At 72.1% G+C, this 15327-nt stretch carries 11 protein-coding genes; 3 read left to right on the top strand and 8 right to left on the bottom strand.

All coding sequences use genetic code 11. The features are described from left to right. Nucleotides 1-280: 280 nt before the first annotated feature. From FHS42_RS08460 to FHS42_RS08430, 7 genes are all read right to left on the bottom strand, one after another. Nucleotides 281-1777 carry a serine/threonine-protein kinase gene (locus FHS42_RS08460; RefSeq protein WP_446696873.1) on the bottom strand — a complete coding sequence of 499 codons (1497 nt, stop codon included), beginning with the start codon at nucleotides 1775-1777 and terminating at the stop codon, nucleotides 281-283. Between the two features lie 1010 nt (nucleotides 1778-2787). After that, a complete protein-coding gene (locus FHS42_RS08455) occupies nucleotides 2788-3927 on the bottom strand; it encodes a serine hydrolase domain-containing protein (protein WP_184570443.1) in 1140 nt (379 codons plus the stop codon). Between the two features lie 182 nt (nucleotides 3928-4109). Continuing rightward, nucleotides 4110-5051 carry a DUF6895 family protein gene (locus tag FHS42_RS08450; protein ID WP_184570441.1) on the bottom strand — a complete coding sequence of 314 codons (942 nt, stop codon included), beginning with the start codon at nucleotides 5049-5051 and terminating at the stop codon, nucleotides 4110-4112. Next, the gene (locus FHS42_RS08445; RefSeq protein WP_184570439.1) at nucleotides 5048-6058 is read right to left on the bottom strand and encodes a hypothetical protein; all 1011 of its coding nucleotides are present in this window, start codon (nucleotides 6056-6058) and stop codon (nucleotides 5048-5050) included. The genes FHS42_RS08450 and FHS42_RS08445 overlap by 4 nt, the downstream gene beginning before the upstream one ends. Next, a complete protein-coding gene (locus FHS42_RS08440) occupies nucleotides 6055-6231 on the bottom strand; it encodes a hypothetical protein (RefSeq protein ID WP_184570437.1) in 177 nt (58 codons plus the stop codon). The genes FHS42_RS08445 and FHS42_RS08440 overlap by 4 nt, the downstream gene beginning before the upstream one ends. 464 nt (nucleotides 6232-6695) lie before the next feature. Continuing rightward, nucleotides 6696-8054, bottom strand: coding sequence for a M64 family metallopeptidase (locus FHS42_RS08435; RefSeq protein ID WP_184570435.1), 1359 nt, complete (start codon nucleotides 8052-8054; stop codon nucleotides 6696-6698). Nucleotides 8055-8617: 563 nt separating this feature from the next. Continuing rightward, nucleotides 8618-9940 (bottom strand): alpha/beta fold hydrolase, encoded by a 1323-nt coding sequence (locus tag FHS42_RS08430; RefSeq protein WP_184570426.1) that lies wholly within the window; start codon nucleotides 9938-9940, stop codon nucleotides 8618-8620. A gap of 219 nt (nucleotides 9941-10159) precedes the next feature. Between FHS42_RS08430 and FHS42_RS08425 the strand changes: the two genes are divergently transcribed. The 3 genes from FHS42_RS08425 to FHS42_RS08415 all read left to right on the top strand — a co-directional run bounded on the left by FHS42_RS08425 (nucleotide 10160) and on the right by FHS42_RS08415 (nucleotide 14643). Further along, nucleotides 10160-11626: a helix-turn-helix domain-containing protein gene (locus FHS42_RS08425; RefSeq protein ID WP_312866795.1), complete on the top strand. Its 1467-nt coding sequence runs from the start codon at nucleotides 10160-10162 to the stop codon at nucleotides 11624-11626. A 708-nt stretch (nucleotides 11627-12334) separates the two neighbouring features. After that, nucleotides 12335-13135 carry a response regulator gene (locus FHS42_RS08420; RefSeq protein ID WP_184570424.1) on the top strand — a complete coding sequence of 267 codons (801 nt, stop codon included), beginning with the start codon at nucleotides 12335-12337 and terminating at the stop codon, nucleotides 13133-13135. After that, nucleotides 13132-14643 (top strand): sensor histidine kinase, encoded by a 1512-nt coding sequence (locus FHS42_RS08415; protein ID WP_376772547.1) that lies wholly within the window; start codon nucleotides 13132-13134, stop codon nucleotides 14641-14643. Before FHS42_RS08420 ends, FHS42_RS08415 begins: the two co-directional genes overlap by 4 nt. Before the next feature lie 111 nt (nucleotides 14644-14754). On the opposite strand, the gene FHS42_RS08410 is transcribed toward FHS42_RS08415, so the two are convergent. Continuing rightward, a complete protein-coding gene (locus tag FHS42_RS08410; protein ID WP_184570422.1) occupies nucleotides 14755-15129 on the bottom strand; it encodes an STAS domain-containing protein in 375 nt (124 codons plus the stop codon). Between the last annotated feature and the right edge of the window lie 198 nt (nucleotides 15130-15327).

Here is a 15327-nt window from a genome sequence, read left to right as displayed (position 1 = left end):
CGGGGGGACGGACGGAGATGTCGAGGTGGACGGGCGCGGAGCTAGCCGGGAGCGAAAGGCCCCGGGGGAACTGGTGCGGTGACCGCGAGCGGCGCCCTAGGTCCACCGCTGCGCCACCGCTTTCCGCCCCCTGCCTCGTCGCTGCCGTGCACCGGCCCCGTCAATGTCCGAGGGCTGCCCCGCCAATGTGCGGAGCCTGCCCCGGCGTCTTCCGGGGCTGCCCGTCGTCTTCCAGTGCCGCCACTTTCCGGGGCCTGCCCCGCCGCGGCGGGTCGCCGGGTCACAGGTCCTTGATCGTGAGGTGTTTCACCATGTCGTTGAAAAGGCGCTCGCCCTCATCGCGCGGCTTGCCCTTGGCGGGCATCTCCACGACCAGCTGCCACTGCACGTCGTTGTCGTTCATGTAGTGGAACTCGCGGCGGCGCAGGCTCACCGGGTTGGTGGAGTCGTTGGTGGTGTACGTGGCCGTCATCTCGGCGGCACGCTCGCCGTGGTACTTCGTCTCCCGCACCGTGCCGCTCACCGACTTATCGGCCCAGCTGTACTTGTAGTAGTCCTCCTTGTAGCTGGCGAGGTGGGCGTTGGCCTCCTGGAGCGCCGTGGGCTTGTCGTCCTCGTCGGTGACCGGGTCCCGGCGCAGGGTGACCGAGAAGACCTTGCCGGGGTCGAGCAGCTTGATCTCGTCGTCGTTCTCGCTGAGCGCGTAGTCCTTCGGGGCCGCGAGCTCGGCCCGTACCCGCTCCTGTGCGTTCACCGTCTTCCAGCCGTCCGGCGCGTCATCCGCGCTGCCGCCGCCGAACGGGTCAGCGACCACAAGGATCAGCGCGACGGCCGCCGCCAACACCCCACCACCCAGGCCGACCTGCGCCTTCCGGTTGGTCCGCAGCCACGCGGGGAACCGGGAGGAGGATGCGCCGCCGCCAGTGGCGGATGCGCCGCCGCCAGGTTGGGGCGCGAGCAGGGTCGGGGGCGCGGGGGCCGGACGGGCCACCGACTCCAGCGTTTGCCTGGCCTCGGCCGCCGTGGGCCGTGCCGATGGCTCCTTGCGGAGCAACTGCATGATCAGCATGCCCAGGGCGCCGGAGCCGCGCGCGGGCATCTGCGGCTCGGCCGACAGCACGGCCTGGAGCGTGGCGGGGTGGTGAGAGCGCCGGTACGGGGACATGCCCTCGACCGCCGCGTACAGCACAACTCCGAGCGACCACAGGTCGGATTCGGGCCCCGGCCGCTGCCCGAGCACTCGCTCCGGGGCGATGAACTCGGGCGACCCCACGAACGCGCCGGTCTCCGTGAGCCCCTGCTCGCCCTCCACCTGGGCGATGCCGAAGTCGGTCAGGACGACCCGGTCGTTGCGGCCGAGCAGTACGTTGTCGGGCTTGACGTCGCGGTGCAGCACGCCCACCTCGTGCGCAGCGGACAGGGCCCCCAGCACCTCGACGCCGATCCGGGCCGCCTCGCGCGGGTCGAGCGTGCCCTCGGCGAGCACATCGCCCAACGACCGGCCGCGCACCAACTCCATGACGATCCACGGACGGCCGTCCTCCACGACCACGTCGTGCACGGTGACGACCGCAGGGTGATCGATCCTGGCCGCGGCGCGCGCCTCGCGCTGCATCCGCTGATAGACGGTCTGCCGGTCGCGCTCGGGCAGATGGTCGGGTATGCGCGGCTCCTTGACGGCGACATCCCGGCCAACGATCTGGTCGTGGGCCTTCCATACGGTGCCCATGCCGCCGTGTCCGAGCCGGGAGGTCAACTGGTAGCGCCCGCCGATCAGCCGCCCGGCGTCCGGGTCGGCGACGGCGCCAGCAGCGGAGGCAGCGGAAGCAGCGGAAGCAGCAGACCAGGCAGCCTCGGCACCGGCGGCGGCTTCCGCTCCCGTGGTGACGACGGCACCCGCTCCCGTGCCGAGACGGTTGCCGAACTGGGTGGGGTCATAGGCATGTCCCTGCCCGGGAGCGTGTCCGTGTCCGGGTGCGGGTGCGGGTGCGGGTCCGGTGGGCGGCCGATCGTGGCCCTGGCCGTACGGCTGAGCCTGATTCTGGTCCTGATTGTGGGCCTGGGCCTGGCTGCGTCCCTGGGCCTGGCCAGGCCCCCGGGCGGGTGCCTGGCCGTACGGCTGGTCCTGGTGCTCGCTCGCGGCCTGCTGCTGGGCGTACGCCTGGTGCGGGGCACGTTGCTCGGCTGGGCGCTCGCCTGCGGCGTGGCGGCCCTGATGTGCGTCCTGCCCAGCGCCCTGTTGCGGCACCGGCGCGGGGGCCGGGCCGGGGGCGGCTGGGGGCTGCGCTCTCCGCGGTGGCTGGAGCCCATAACTGGTGGGCTCGTTTTCTCGTCCCCCATGGTTCGTCATGGCCTAATCATTACCTCGCGCCGCTGTCGGGTGACCAGCGGGCTCGGGGCCCCGCGCACGATGGTGACAAAGCCGTTGCGGCCTACGTCAGTTACTGTCGCCGGGGCGGTCGCAGGTGTCGAGGAGAGTATCGAAATGCCGCTTTCCTTCGACTTCTTCCCCTACCGGGGCCGATACCCACACGTCATGCATCTGGCCACTCTCGTCCCAACTCAGGCCATACGTCCGACGGACGCCGCCGTCGTCCTGAGCGCCGCCCCTGCCGCTTCCCTCCCTGGGGGACGACGCCACCGGCTACGTCGGGTGACGCGGCGACTTCCGCATGCGCGGCGCAACTCGCGGACGGGCAGGGGAAACACGCCGTACGCCTGCCGGTTGGACCTCCCGTTCAGCGCGGGCGCGAGGGGCCGCACAGGCGAATGGCACGGCGCGGGGCGCTACGCGCTGCTCCCCGCGCCCCCCGCCGCCAACCCGCGCAGCGCGCTGTACGCCTGCTGGATGAACGCCCCGTTCGGCGCGGGCGCCCGGTTGGCCAAGGCGACCAGCGAGACGCCCGTCTGCGGGCAGAAGCCGGCGAAGGCGGTGAAGCCCCGGGTGCCGCCCGAGTGGTGGTAGAGGTCGTGTCCTGGGCGCGGGCGGATGTTCCAGATCAGGGCGAGCCTGCTGGTGCTGCGCGGCACCACGAGCCGGGGTCTGGTCACATCGGTGAGGGCGGTGATGAGCCGGGTCGATGCGGCGTCGGGGGCCGTACTGGGGTCGGCGAGTACGTCGAGGAAGTCGAGCAGGTCGCGCGTACTCGATCGGACGGCGGCGGCGCCCGGCAGCCCGGGCATCTGCCAGGGCGGCCGGGCCCTGCCGTGCCAGTAGCCGGTGGCCTGGGGCTGCGGGAGGTCGGGGGCGCAGCCCGTACGGCGCAGCCCAAGGGGGCGCAGCACCCGGCTGGCCAGGAGTTCGCCGTAGTCGCCGTAGGAGCCGTGTCCGGGGCTCGCGGCCCGGGCCAGCAGATGGCCGAGCAGCCCCACGCCGAAGTTGGAGTAGTGGAAGCGGGTGCCGGGGCGGATGCGCGTGTGGGTGCGCCCGAGTGCGGCCAGCAGGTCCTCGGTGTGGAGGGTGCCATACGGGTTGGTGAAGAACCGCGGCACGGCTTGCGCGGCCAGTCCCGGCGGCAGCCGGGGCAGCCCGGAGGTGTGGGTGGCCAGATGGAGCAGCGTGATGGGGCCACCGGGTACGTGCGGGGCGGCGACGCGCGGCAGGAAGCGGCTGATCGGGTCCTCGTAGCGCACCTCGCCCCGCGCCACCAGCTCAGCGAGCAGCAGCGCGGTGAACGGCTTGGTCAGCGAGCCGATTTCGAAGCGGGTGTCGGCGTCCACCGGCCGCCCGCCGTGCCGGGCGGTGCGCCCGTCCGCGAGGAAGACCCGATCCTCGCCTCGGCGTGCGGCGACCGCGACACCGCTGGCCCCCGGCGCGGCGTGCAGCAACGGCACCAGCGCCTCGGTGGCCCAGGTCGGTTCGGCGCCGACCGGCGCGGGCGCCTGCCGCGCGCCGCCGCGACCGTGCGTACGCCTCGGGCTCCGCAAGCCACGTACGCCCCACGCACCTCGCCGCACGCCGCTCCGTTCTCTCTCGACATGCCCCGCGGCCCGGGCTGGCCGCTGCGCATGGGCCCCAGCGGTCCCAGCAGTTCCCCCGGCCCCCTCAACTCCCGCGGTCCCCGCAGGGCCTGCGCCCTGGGTTCGCGGGCGCCGGTCGCGTCCGCGGGTCACTGGTCGGCCACCTGCGCTGAGCCGCCGCCCAACGTGCGGGAGACCGCGAGAGTGCCCGCTACGGCGGCGACAACGGCCGTGTGCTGGTGGTGGAGGAAGCGTTCGTCGGGGTCGGCGGAGACCGGGTCGCCGTCGCGCGGCAGCAGGCCGTCGTCGTGCTGGACTCGGGCCAGCAGTTCCCAGTCCGCCGCGTCGCAGTACGGGCGCTCTAGACAGCAACCGACGATCATCAACTCGGCCACCAGGTCCCACTGTTCGACCTCGGCCCAAATGTCGATCCACACCGGTAGCCAGGTGGCGACGTACGAGGTCAGCTCGGCGGAGAGGTCGCCGGGGCGGGCGCCCCAGTCGGTCAGGTGGAAGACCGCGTGGGTGAGGGAGTAGCCGGTCATCCAGTCGATGAGCCAGGGCTCGGGGGTGCCGCCGAGCCAGGTGGCGCGGGTGAGCGTGTCCCAGTCGTACGCGCGCCGCCCGTGGTCGAGGCCGATGAGCCGGGCGGCGTTGGCGACCGCGAGCTTACGGTTGGGCTGCTGCTCAAGGCCGCGTACGGTGCGTAGCCCGGTGGTGTGCGCGAGCAGCCGCTCCAGCGGCTCGTGCCGGTAGCCGCCCACCGTGAAGTGGGCGTAGGTCTCCATCGGGTCGCTCATCATCGGGTAGCGCAGCAGCCGCTCGTAGAGCATGTCGCCCTCGCCGAACTGCCGCCAGCAGTAGTCGAGTAGGTCACGGGCGACCCGGAGCTCGGTGGTTCCGGCCGCGGCCTCGCGCAGCACGAGCGTGGCCGCGAGCGCCGTTTCGCCCAGTGGCTTGTAGACGCTGTCCGGGTCGCCGAGGTCCGTGGTGGTGCCCTCGGGCAGCGCACCGCGCTCGTGATGGTTGTGCAGCCAGGCCAGCGCCTTTGTGCTGACCTGGTGCGCGGTCTGGGTCACGGACACCGTCATGCGAAGGGCTCCAGGGCGAGCAGGTGGCGGGCGATGGCCAGGTCAAGGGCAAGCCGGGGTCCACCGCCGCCGAGCAGTTCGAGGTGTTCGAGCAACGGGGGTAGTTCGAGCGGCAGCCGTACGCCCTCGGCGCTGAGCAGCGCCAACCAGCGGACGATGTGAATCGCGGTGGGATAGTCGCGGCGCAGCATGGCGCGGCTGGCACCACGCGCGAGGGCGAGCGGCGCGCCGCGCGCCGCCGCGTGCACGGGCCCTTCGAGGCCCGGCAGCGCGAGCGGCGAGAGCTGCCCCATCCGCACCGACCAACGCTGCCAGTCCAGGCCGGCGGCCTCGGCGGTGGCGGCGCCGTCGGTTGCGTACGGTCGCTCGGCGGCGGCGGCGGTGTGGCCGGCGGCGTGCAACGGGTCGGCGGCGTACGAGCCTTCGGAGGCCCCGGGGACGCCGTTTGCTTCCTCGCGCGCGGGAGCGCTGCCGGCCGCGTACGCCGCGCGCAGCCGATCATCGGCAAGCAGCGGGGCGCCCTGTGGCTGGGGCGCGTACACCGTTGCGGCCTCGGCGGCTTCGGCTGCGGCGGCTACCTCCGCGAGGCTCGCCGGGTCGGCGGCAGCGGCTGCCTCGGCGACCTCGGCGGGTCCGGGCGCGCTGGCCGCGGCGAAGTGGCCGAGAAGGGCGGCCATGGCCCAGTCGCGCCAGGCGACGACCCAGGGCTCAACGGGGCCATCGGGGGGCGGCTGGGGCGGGCTGACCGGGGGCGGGAAGACGGTGAAGGACATGGCGAGCGCCGCCGCGTCCTGTGGATGAAAGGTGCTGTCGCCCAGAAGGTACGGAGCGAAGGTGTCGGCCCCGACGACCCGGATGGCGGCCAGCGCGGTCTTGGGGTCGGCCGCGCTTTCGACATGCTCGGCGACCAGGGCCGTGCCCCCGGCGCCCCGCAGGGCGCCGAGGACACGACGAGCCAGGTCGGCCGCCGATTCGGCATAGGCCGTCTGCGGCCGATCGGGGCTCACTTGTCCTTCGGCTCCTTCGGCGACGCCAACAGCAGCAGCAGCAGCTTGCCCGATGCCTGTGGCGTGTAGAGCGGCGCGTCGCTCAGCGGCGCCTCCTGCTCAACCATCAGGTAGCCGACGGCTGCCTCATCCGTCGGGGTTGCTAGGAGAGGTGCAGTGTTCTGAGCAAGCATGTGATTGCCTCCTCAAGTAGACGTCGTCACCATTACCGGTGACTGCTCACGATGCCCCAATTTACACGCATTGATGGCTATATGCCTTGTGACGGAACGAAGCCCAGGTCAGGGCGGGGAGAGACAGCCGGTGTGGTGCCGCGCCGGCCGCGCCAGCCGCCGCGCCGCTGTCACCGCACCATGCCGCGCTGCGTCGGCCGCGCCGCCTGCCTCGCCCCGCGCCGCCGCCCCGTACCGCGCCATGCCGCACCGTCGCCATACCGGGCCATGCCAGTTACGCGGCACCACGCCGGCCGCATGGGACGCGTAGACCACACGAACCGCACGGACGAACCGCACGGACGGACCACGCGCACGACATCCGGCAGCGTGCGGCAGCGTCCGGCAGCCTGCGTTAACACCCCGGCGCCGCCCGGCAATGTGCGTCGGCACCCCGGCAACCCGCCCCTACCGTCTCGCGGAGGTCAGCCGCGCACGCGCCAACTACGGCTATCGGTCAGCAAGTTGCGAAGCTCGGGGTCGCGTACCGCGTCCGTGCCATCGGTGGCGCGGGCCGTGATGTGGTGGCCGTGGCCGAACACCGGAACGCCGAGCGACCTGGGCGTAACCGACAGCTTGCCGCGCGCCGAGCGGACCTCGCGGCCGTCCACGTACCAGCGCACCGTGGCCGACGCCGGCACCTCGACGCTCACCCGCTCACGCCTGGTCAGCGTCTTGTCAGCGGGCGTGTCGCTGGCGAGCACGCTCGCGTGCCGGTAGAAGCCCGCGATCATCGCCTCCCGCCCGGGGAGGTTGAACTCGCGGCCGAGCGTGCGCATGATCGAGTTCCGGGTGGGACGGTTCAGACCGCGCGGGTAGTAGCCGCCACCCTCGTACGCGCCGACCGAGCCGCCGTCCGGTGACTGCTGGCCGAGCCAGCGGTACCACTTGGTGCGCTGCGCCGCCATGGCCGATGTGCTCAGCGTGCTGATGTTGGAGTCGGCCGGCTCTGGCCCGGTGTAGGTGCCGTACTCCTCGTACACGTACTCGTCCGCGAGCTTGCCCAGCGAGTGCCCGGTCTCATGCACGGCGACCTGGTCGGAGTCGGGGTGGTCGGACGACGCGGTGGCGATGCCGTCGTAGCCGGGCCGCGAGGTGACGTCGTTGTAGCCGGCGCCACCGTACTTCGCGGCGTTGCTGAGCACGATGACCAGGTCGGCAGCGGGCGCCTTTGTCGCGTACGACTCCACCTTGTCAGTGTCCACGCACAGCAGCCGCTCCAGCCCGTCGCACCAAAAGCGCGAGCTCAACGCGGTGTCCTTGACTACGGACTGGGTCGGATCGCCGGAGACGCCGGAATCGTTGGAGACCGCGTCCACCGCCCATACGTTGAACAGCTCGCGATAGGAGGCGTACGGCTGGACCGCGGAGATCTGCTGCCACTTCGAGCGGGCGTCGGCGTGGAAGTCCCCTTGCTGGGCGGCGGTGTAGCCGTCGCCGATCACTACCACATCCACCTTGTCGGCGGTTGAGCCGCTTTCCACGATCGGGGTGACATCGCCGTCCCCGGCCCGTTCGGCCGGCGAGAGCGGATGCTGCGCACGGGCGATGCGCTCGGGCGTCGCCGCCGGCACCGTGGTGTGTCGCCCGTGGCCGTTCGGCCCGGTGAAATATTCCACCTCATGGGTGCGTTCGGCGGCCACCGCGGGGCGCCGCTCCGCCGCGGAGCGGCGCTGATCCGAGGCGCCGGTGGCCGCGGTAGCGGTGCCGGTCAGCACGGCGACGGCGGCAACACCAACGGTTATGGCGGTGGTACGGAAACGGGCTCGAACACGTCTGGGCATGGCAGCTCTCCCGAAGCCGGTCACGTAAACGGCTAGTTAAGCCGAATTAAGTCGCCGCTCAACGTAGAGGCGCGGGGGACACCAGACAATGGGTCGGGCAGGAGTTCGTACGAACCCATGTGCGGCGACATGCGAGCCGCGCGGCGACCCGAGCGCGAAGCCGGCACCGCGACCGCCCCCACGCACGGCCCCCCTGCGCGGCCGGCCCCGGCTCGGGCACCGACTCCACTCAGCCACTCGCCGCCCAGCCCGGCTGTGGGTTGCGGAGTGCGGGTTGCGCCGATGGGGGACGACGCACCCGCAGGCTGACAACAGCGCTGCTAGCGTGCGGAGTTGAGAGCTAGCTGGCGAGGAGAGGTAGGTCAACCGGTGAGCCGCGGCGGCATCACCCTTGGCCCGGTGCGCCGGCACCGCGGCCCCGCGCCGCAGTCCATCCCGCCGCGGCTCCGGCGGCCCGGGCCCACCCGGGTCCCGCCCGGGTCCCACCTGAATCCCGCCCGGGTCCCGCCCAAGTCCCGCCCGGGTCCCGCTCCAATCCGCCCGCCCGGCCGCGTCCGGGCGGGCTACGCGTCGCGCGCCATGCGCAGCAGCGTGTCCAGGACCACCCGGCCGCGGGCGCGCACTCCGTCGTGTTCGTACTCGTTGGTGACCCAGGGGCGCAGGCCCTGGACGGTGCGGGCCGTGCGCAGCGCGTGTTCCGTTTCTACGAACAGGTCGTCGTGGTAGATCACGGCCGCCACCGGCACGGTGTTACGGGCCAACTGCTCCGGGTCGTAGAGCGGGCCCCAGCCGGTGCGCGCGGCCAGCAGGTCCGCCGTCTCCCGCAGCGGGCGCAGCGCGGGCAGCGCGTCCACCATCCACGGGTGCACGGTCTCGCCGGTGAACAGCACCGGGTTGTTGTCGGCGACCGCCTTGGCCGCGTCGAAGCGCGGGAACTCCGCACGCACCCGGTGCGCCGACCAGTTGGTGGGGCGGCCGTCCTGCGCGTAGATGGATTCGTGCAGCAGCGCGTACAGCGGGTTGGCGGTGCGGCTGAGCAGGGCGGCGGCATGGTCACCGAACTCATCGCTCAGCCGCGGCCCGGCGACGGTCGGTACGAAGGCGTTTTCCAGCAGGTAGTGCAGTCGATGCGAACCGTCGCCGCTGCCGAGCAGGATGCCGAGTTGCTGGAATACCTCGGGGGTCAGCACGGTGCCATCGGGCAGCACCTCATCGCAGGTGGCGAGGTGATCGACGATGCGCGCGGCGGCCTCGGCGTCGCCGGGGTAACGGGCGTAGTGCGCGAGCGTTTTGTGCTCCATGCGCGGGTATGCGGCGCGATAGACCGTGTCGGCGTCCGCGTCCAGGCTGGCCAGCCCGCCGGCGATCAGGGCCGTGGCGAGCCCATCGGGCGCGTACGAGAGGTAGGTGAGTGCGCAGAAGCCGCCAAAGCTCTGACCGAGCACCGTCCATGGCTCGCCGCCGGTCAGGCGGGGGCGGATCGCCTCGCAGTCCCGCACGATGGCATCGGCGCGAAAGTGGCTCAGGTACGCGGCCTGTTCGGCTGCGGTCCCGCGCAGTGGCAGGGTCTGCCGGGTGGCGGGCGTCGAGCGTCCGGTGCCGCGCTGATCGAGGAGGAGCACCCGGTACTCGTCCAAGGCCCGATCGAGCCAGCCGCTTCGGCCAACCGGCCGGTCGGCGGCGCAGCCGGGGCCGCCTTGGAGGTACAGCAACCAGGGCAGCGTGGCCCGGTGCGCGTACTGGTCGGCGGCGACGACCTCGCGGGCGTAGAGCTGGATGTGCTCGCCATCGGGGAGCGCGTGATCCAGCGGTACATCGAAGAAGTGATCAGTGAGGACGAGCCCCGGCTGGCGAACGGTAGCACCAGGATCGACGGCGTTCAGCATCTTCCCATCCTCACGTAAATCCACTAGATAAATGTATTTAGCTCCGCAATAAACCTACCCGCGGGAGACGAGAACACGGTGGCCGACAAGAGCGCCAAGACCGCAGGAGACGCGGCACGCCCCCATGGCGCGGACCCCACCCGCAGCCGCGCCCGCGCTTCGACAGGCGCGGCCACTGCTCAGATCGCGGACGCCGTTGCCGGGCCAACCGAGCCTGGTGTGAGCGCGCCCGGTGCGATCGGGCCCGCCGCTGTCGGGCCCAGCGCTATCGGGCGCCGGGTGTTGCGGCTGCGTACGGAACGTGGCCTCACCCAACGGCAACTCGCCGAGCCCGCGTACAGCGCCGCCTACGTCTCCACGCTGGAGGCGGGCAAGGTACGGCCTTCGGACGCCGCCCTACGGCACCTCGCCGAGCGACTCGGCACCAGCCCCGAAGAGTTGGCAACCGGCCGCTCCCCTCGGGCCGCCACGGAGCTGCGGATGGCGTTGACCGACGCCAGGCGGACCCTCGCGACCGGCACGGCGTCCGACGCCGCCGACGCCTTCGCCACGCTGCTCGACCAGGCCAGGCAGTTCGACCTCCCCGCCGAACAGGCCACCGCCCTGCTCGGGCTCGGTGACTGCGCCCTGGAGAGCGGTGAACTCTTCGAGGCACGCCAACGCTTTGAGGCGGCCGAACAGTTGCTGTCCGATGAGCCGCTCCCACGCCGCGTTCCGGCCATCCGCGGCCGGGCCACCGCCCATCTGCTGGCCGGCGAACTCCGCTACTCCTGCTACCTGTTGGAGAGTACGCTCGATGAGCTCAACGCTTCCGGGCTGCACGATCCCGATGCGCTGCTCCTCCTATACACCGCCTCCATCGCCCCGTATATGGACATGGGCGCACATGCACGAGCCGCCCAGGCCGCCGAGCTCGCGCTGGCGCTGGCTCCGCGCGTCGGTGATCCGGCACTGGTCGCCGGCATGCATCGGGGCGTAGCCCGCACGCTCATCGCGGCGGGGCGCACCATCGAGGCGGACGCCTCGCTCGCCAAGGCGCAAGAGCTCTACCAGCAGTTACGCATCCACACCGACCTCGCGCACTGCCACTGGATGCGCGGCTATGTGCACGCCCAGGACGGCGATTTGGCCCGCGCCGAGGCCGAACTACGCACCGCACGCGACATGCTGGCCTCCAAGCGCGCAGCGCTGTTCACCGTGCAGGTGGAGGTGGAGTTGGCGGACGTGCTGCGCCGCCGCGGCAAAACAGCGGAGGCGGAAGAGTTGCTACGCCCCCTGCTCACCGCCGCCCAGCCGGAACCCGATAGTGGCGGCCGTGGCGAACCCAACCTCGGGGGCCGCGGCGGGCCCGAACCTGATGGCCGTCGCGCGCCCGAACCCGGGCGTCAGCTGAACGCCGAGCGGGGTGCCGTGCATGCGGGCGGGGCGCACCGACTGCTCGGGCTGATCGCTGAGGAGCGCGGCGATCAGGAGGCCGCGGAGGCGCACTACTGCGCCGCTCTGTACCTATTGGAGCGCACTGGCGCGGCCGGAGATCTCGCCGATCTCTGTCGGCTACTTGGCGATCTGCTTCGCCGTGCGGGCCGGGTGGAGGCGGCGCTCGACGCCTACCGCATCGGACTCGGCCACCGGGCCGCGCCCGGCACCACGACGCTGGGGCCCGCCCCCGCCAAGCCGCCGGTTTGAGGTGCGTGGTCAGCGCATACCTCGCGGCTTCGGCTTCCGAGCCCCGCGGCGTGCCCCGCCGCCGGATCAGCCCCTCCCCCCGTTAGGGGCCGATCAGCGGCTGGTCCTGCGCGACGCGGGCCCGGAGAAGTCCCGGCCCGCGTCGTGGGTCCACCCGCTCGCCCTCGGCGCCCCGCCAGGAGGGCGCGCGGGCCGCAATCAGGCCGCCGCGTGTGGGGGGGGCGCGGCGGCCTGAGCCAGGGAGCTGCGACCCGCCATCTGCGCCGGGCGAGTCCCGGGCTGCGCTACGGCACACGCCCGGCGCACCGGGGCATGGCGACGGAGCCGGCGGACGGGCCTCGTCCTGGCCCCTGCGGGATGGTGCAGCATGGTGGAAACTGTGCCGGTCAACGGCCCACAACGGAATCCGCCGCTGGTCTCCCGTTACCCCCTCCGATCGGCGGGGGTGTACCCACCGATCGTGCGGAACTTACTATTCCGCACATCCCCACACAGGCACATTCCCACACAGGCACATTCCCGCACAGACAACCCCGCCGACTCCCGACACAAGCATCCACCCCAGGCACCGCGCCCGCACACTCACGACACAAGCGCACACGGCAACACCCGGCAACACCAGGCAACACAGCAGCACCCGGCAAAAAAGACAGCAACGCACAGCAACACCTGGCAGCACCCGACACAGCAGAGACGAGGGACCGGACGGTGATCCGAGTAGCGGTGGTGGACGATGAGCAACTCGTCCGTTCGGGACTCCGGCTCATCCTTGGTTCCGCTCCTGATATCGATGTCGTCGCCGACTGCTCCGGCGCCGCAGCCGTGGAGACGCTGTGCGCGGCGGCCCCGGACGTGGTGCTGCTCGATATTCGGATGCCTGACGTGGACGGGTTGACGGTGCTGCGCCGGCTGCGCGCCCTCCCCTGTCCCCCGACCGTCGCCATGCTGACCACGTTCGACGCTCAGGAGTATCTGTCAGCGGCGCTGCGGGATGGCGCGGCCGGGTTTCTGCTCAAGGACACCGACCCCGAGCAGTTGGTACGCGCCGTGCACACCCTCGCCAACGGCGGCCGGCTGCTCGACCCGGGCGTGGCCGGCGCTGTGATCGACGGCTACCTCGCCGCCGAGGCCGAGACCACCGCGTCGGCCGCCGTGGCGGGCCTGACCCCGCGCGAGCGCGAGGTACTCGTCCTCCTCGGGCAGGGTCTGGCCAACCCGCAGATCGCCGACCGGCTGGGGCTGGCGCTCAGCACCGTCAAGGATCACGTGCGGGCCGTACTCGCCAAGCTCGGCGGGCTCAATCGGGTGCAGGCCGCGATCCTCGCGGATCGGGCGGGCCTGCTGGCCGGGCGCGCGAACTCCGACGGCCGGGAGTACGCGGCCGATGCCGTACGCGCCGCTGCCGTACGCGCCGACGCTGCACTCCCCAACGCCGTACGCCCCGAGCCCCTGCGCCCCCACCGCAGACCGCCGCACCACACCGCGACATCACCGGACGGCACGCCTTGACCGAACACCCGAGCCACCCGGTTCGTCCGACCTACCCGGGCCACGCGGGCCACCCGGGCCACGCGGCCTGCCCGGGCTGCCAGGACTGCCCGGGTGGTGCCTTCGCAGCGGACGACGACGAGGGGCGCGCGCAGGGCGAGGACAAAAAGGCACACCATTGCGCCGCCCGGGCCTTTCGGCCGCCGCGCTGGGTGACGCTGTTCGTGCCGGTGATCCTGGGGCTGGCTGATGCGCTGCTGGTCAACTGGGACGACCGGGGCCTAGAACTGAACCTCTCCCTCGTCGCCGCGCTGGTACTGCCGTTGCGGCACCGCTTCCCGCTGCTCGTCTTCCTGCTGACGCTGCCGGGGATCTTCATCGGCTATGTGTGGTTCGCGCCGATGATCGCCATCTACACGGTGGCGGCGGCGCGCCCGGGCCGCGCGGTGCTGTCGGTGTCGGTGCTGCTGCTGGCTGCCGCGCACTTCGTGCCGTACCCAGTCTCCGAGCTGGACCCCACCGCGTACCGGGAGAACGCCCTCGCCCTCATCGACGCGCTGCTGACTTCCATCGGCCCCACGGCCCTCGGTCTGCTGGTCGCCACCCGTGGCGAGTTGGCGTCGCGCATCGGTGACCTCACCCGCAGCCGCCGGCATGCCGATCAGCTGTTGGCCGAGCGAGTGGTGGGCACCGAGCGTGCCCGGCTCGCCCGCGAGATGCACGATGTCGTCGCCCACCAGGTCAGTCTGATCAGCCTGCAAGCGGGTGCCGTGCAGATCAGCACCCACGACGCCGCGGCTCGCGAGGGCGCCCGCGCGGTGCGCGAACTGGCCGTACGCACCCTCGACGAGCTGCGCCACATGGTCGGCGTGCTACGCGCCGCCGGCGGCGAGCCCGATGGGCTGACGCCCCAGCCCCGGCTGGCCGACCTCCCCCGGTTGATCGAGGTGAGCGCCCTGAACGTGGACTACGACGCGGCTGAACCCGCCGAACCTTCCGAACCCGCCGACCCGGCAACCGGGCCCCCGCGCCCGGCGACGCAACCCCCGGAGGCGGTGGAGCGCGCGGCCTTCCGCACGGTGCAGGAGGCGCTGACGAATGTACGCAAGCACGCGCCGGGCGCCCGGGTGCGGGTCCGCATCAGCGAGACGCCCGCACCCGACAGCGAGATGCCCACAGCTGCCGAAGATGCCGCGCCCGACGCCCCGCGCGGGACGCGCCTCAGCACCGCTGATGCCAACGGTGAGGTCAACGCCGAGGTGAACGGTGAGGCCGAGGCCATAGGCGCGAGCGTGGCCGAGGCCAGGGCCTGCGGCGAGGGCGGCCGGCCGGGGCTGCGGGTCGAGGTGCGCAACGGACCACCGGACGCGGCGGCCATGGCGCCCCAGTTGCCCGGCGGCGGCCATGGCCTGGTCGGGCTGCGGGAGCGGGCCCAGCTCCTGGGCGGGACGTTCAGCGCGCGGCACACCGATGACGGTGGGTTCGTGGTGAGCGCGCACTTTCCATTCGCCGCGGAACGGTGCGACTGAGCAGGTTGTCGGCCCGGAGCGCGGGGCCGTCGCGCAAGACGTCGTGAGGCCGTGCTGCCGGGCGGCTGGCAGCGGCGAGGGCAGTGAGGGCAGTGCGGGCAGTGCGGGCAGTTACGCGGACAGGGGTTCGGCGGCCTCGTCGATCGCCGTCGAGAGGTCGGGGTAGACCTCGAAGAGGCGTCGTACGCCAAGGGCGGCCAGTACCCGGTTGACGTGGGAGCCGTCCACGGCGCCCTGGGCGGGGAGTATGAGGCGCAGCCGACCGGAGCAAGAACGCATCAGGCGGCGGGCGGCGATCAGCACGCCAACCCCGCTGGAGTCGCAGAACTGCACCTCACCGAGGTCGAGCACCAGACTTCGGCGGCCCTCGGCAACGGCATCGTGTACGTGCTGCCGGACAGCGGGCGAGGTCACCAGGTCCATCTCACCGGAAACCCGCAGCACGGCCCACCCCCCTTGCTCAACCTCCAACACCTTCAATGTCACGCGCCCGAAGCCCTTCGCTCGTCCGCCCACCGGAATGCGCTTGCCGGAACGCGCTTGCCGAAAATGCCCAGCATTCAAACGGCTGCCCGTGCGCCACCCCACGAAACCCCAGGACACCAGTCGAACCTGTCGGCACTCTCGACCCTATGCCCCGCTACAGCACATGAGCCCCATAAATCCGGTCACACGCAGATAACA

The sequence above is a fragment of the Streptomyces zagrosensis genome, assembly GCF_014203645.1.
Lineage (GTDB): Bacteria > Actinomycetota > Actinomycetes > Streptomycetales > Streptomycetaceae > Streptomyces > Streptomyces zagrosensis.
This window is presented reverse-complemented; position numbering and strand designations above follow the sequence as displayed.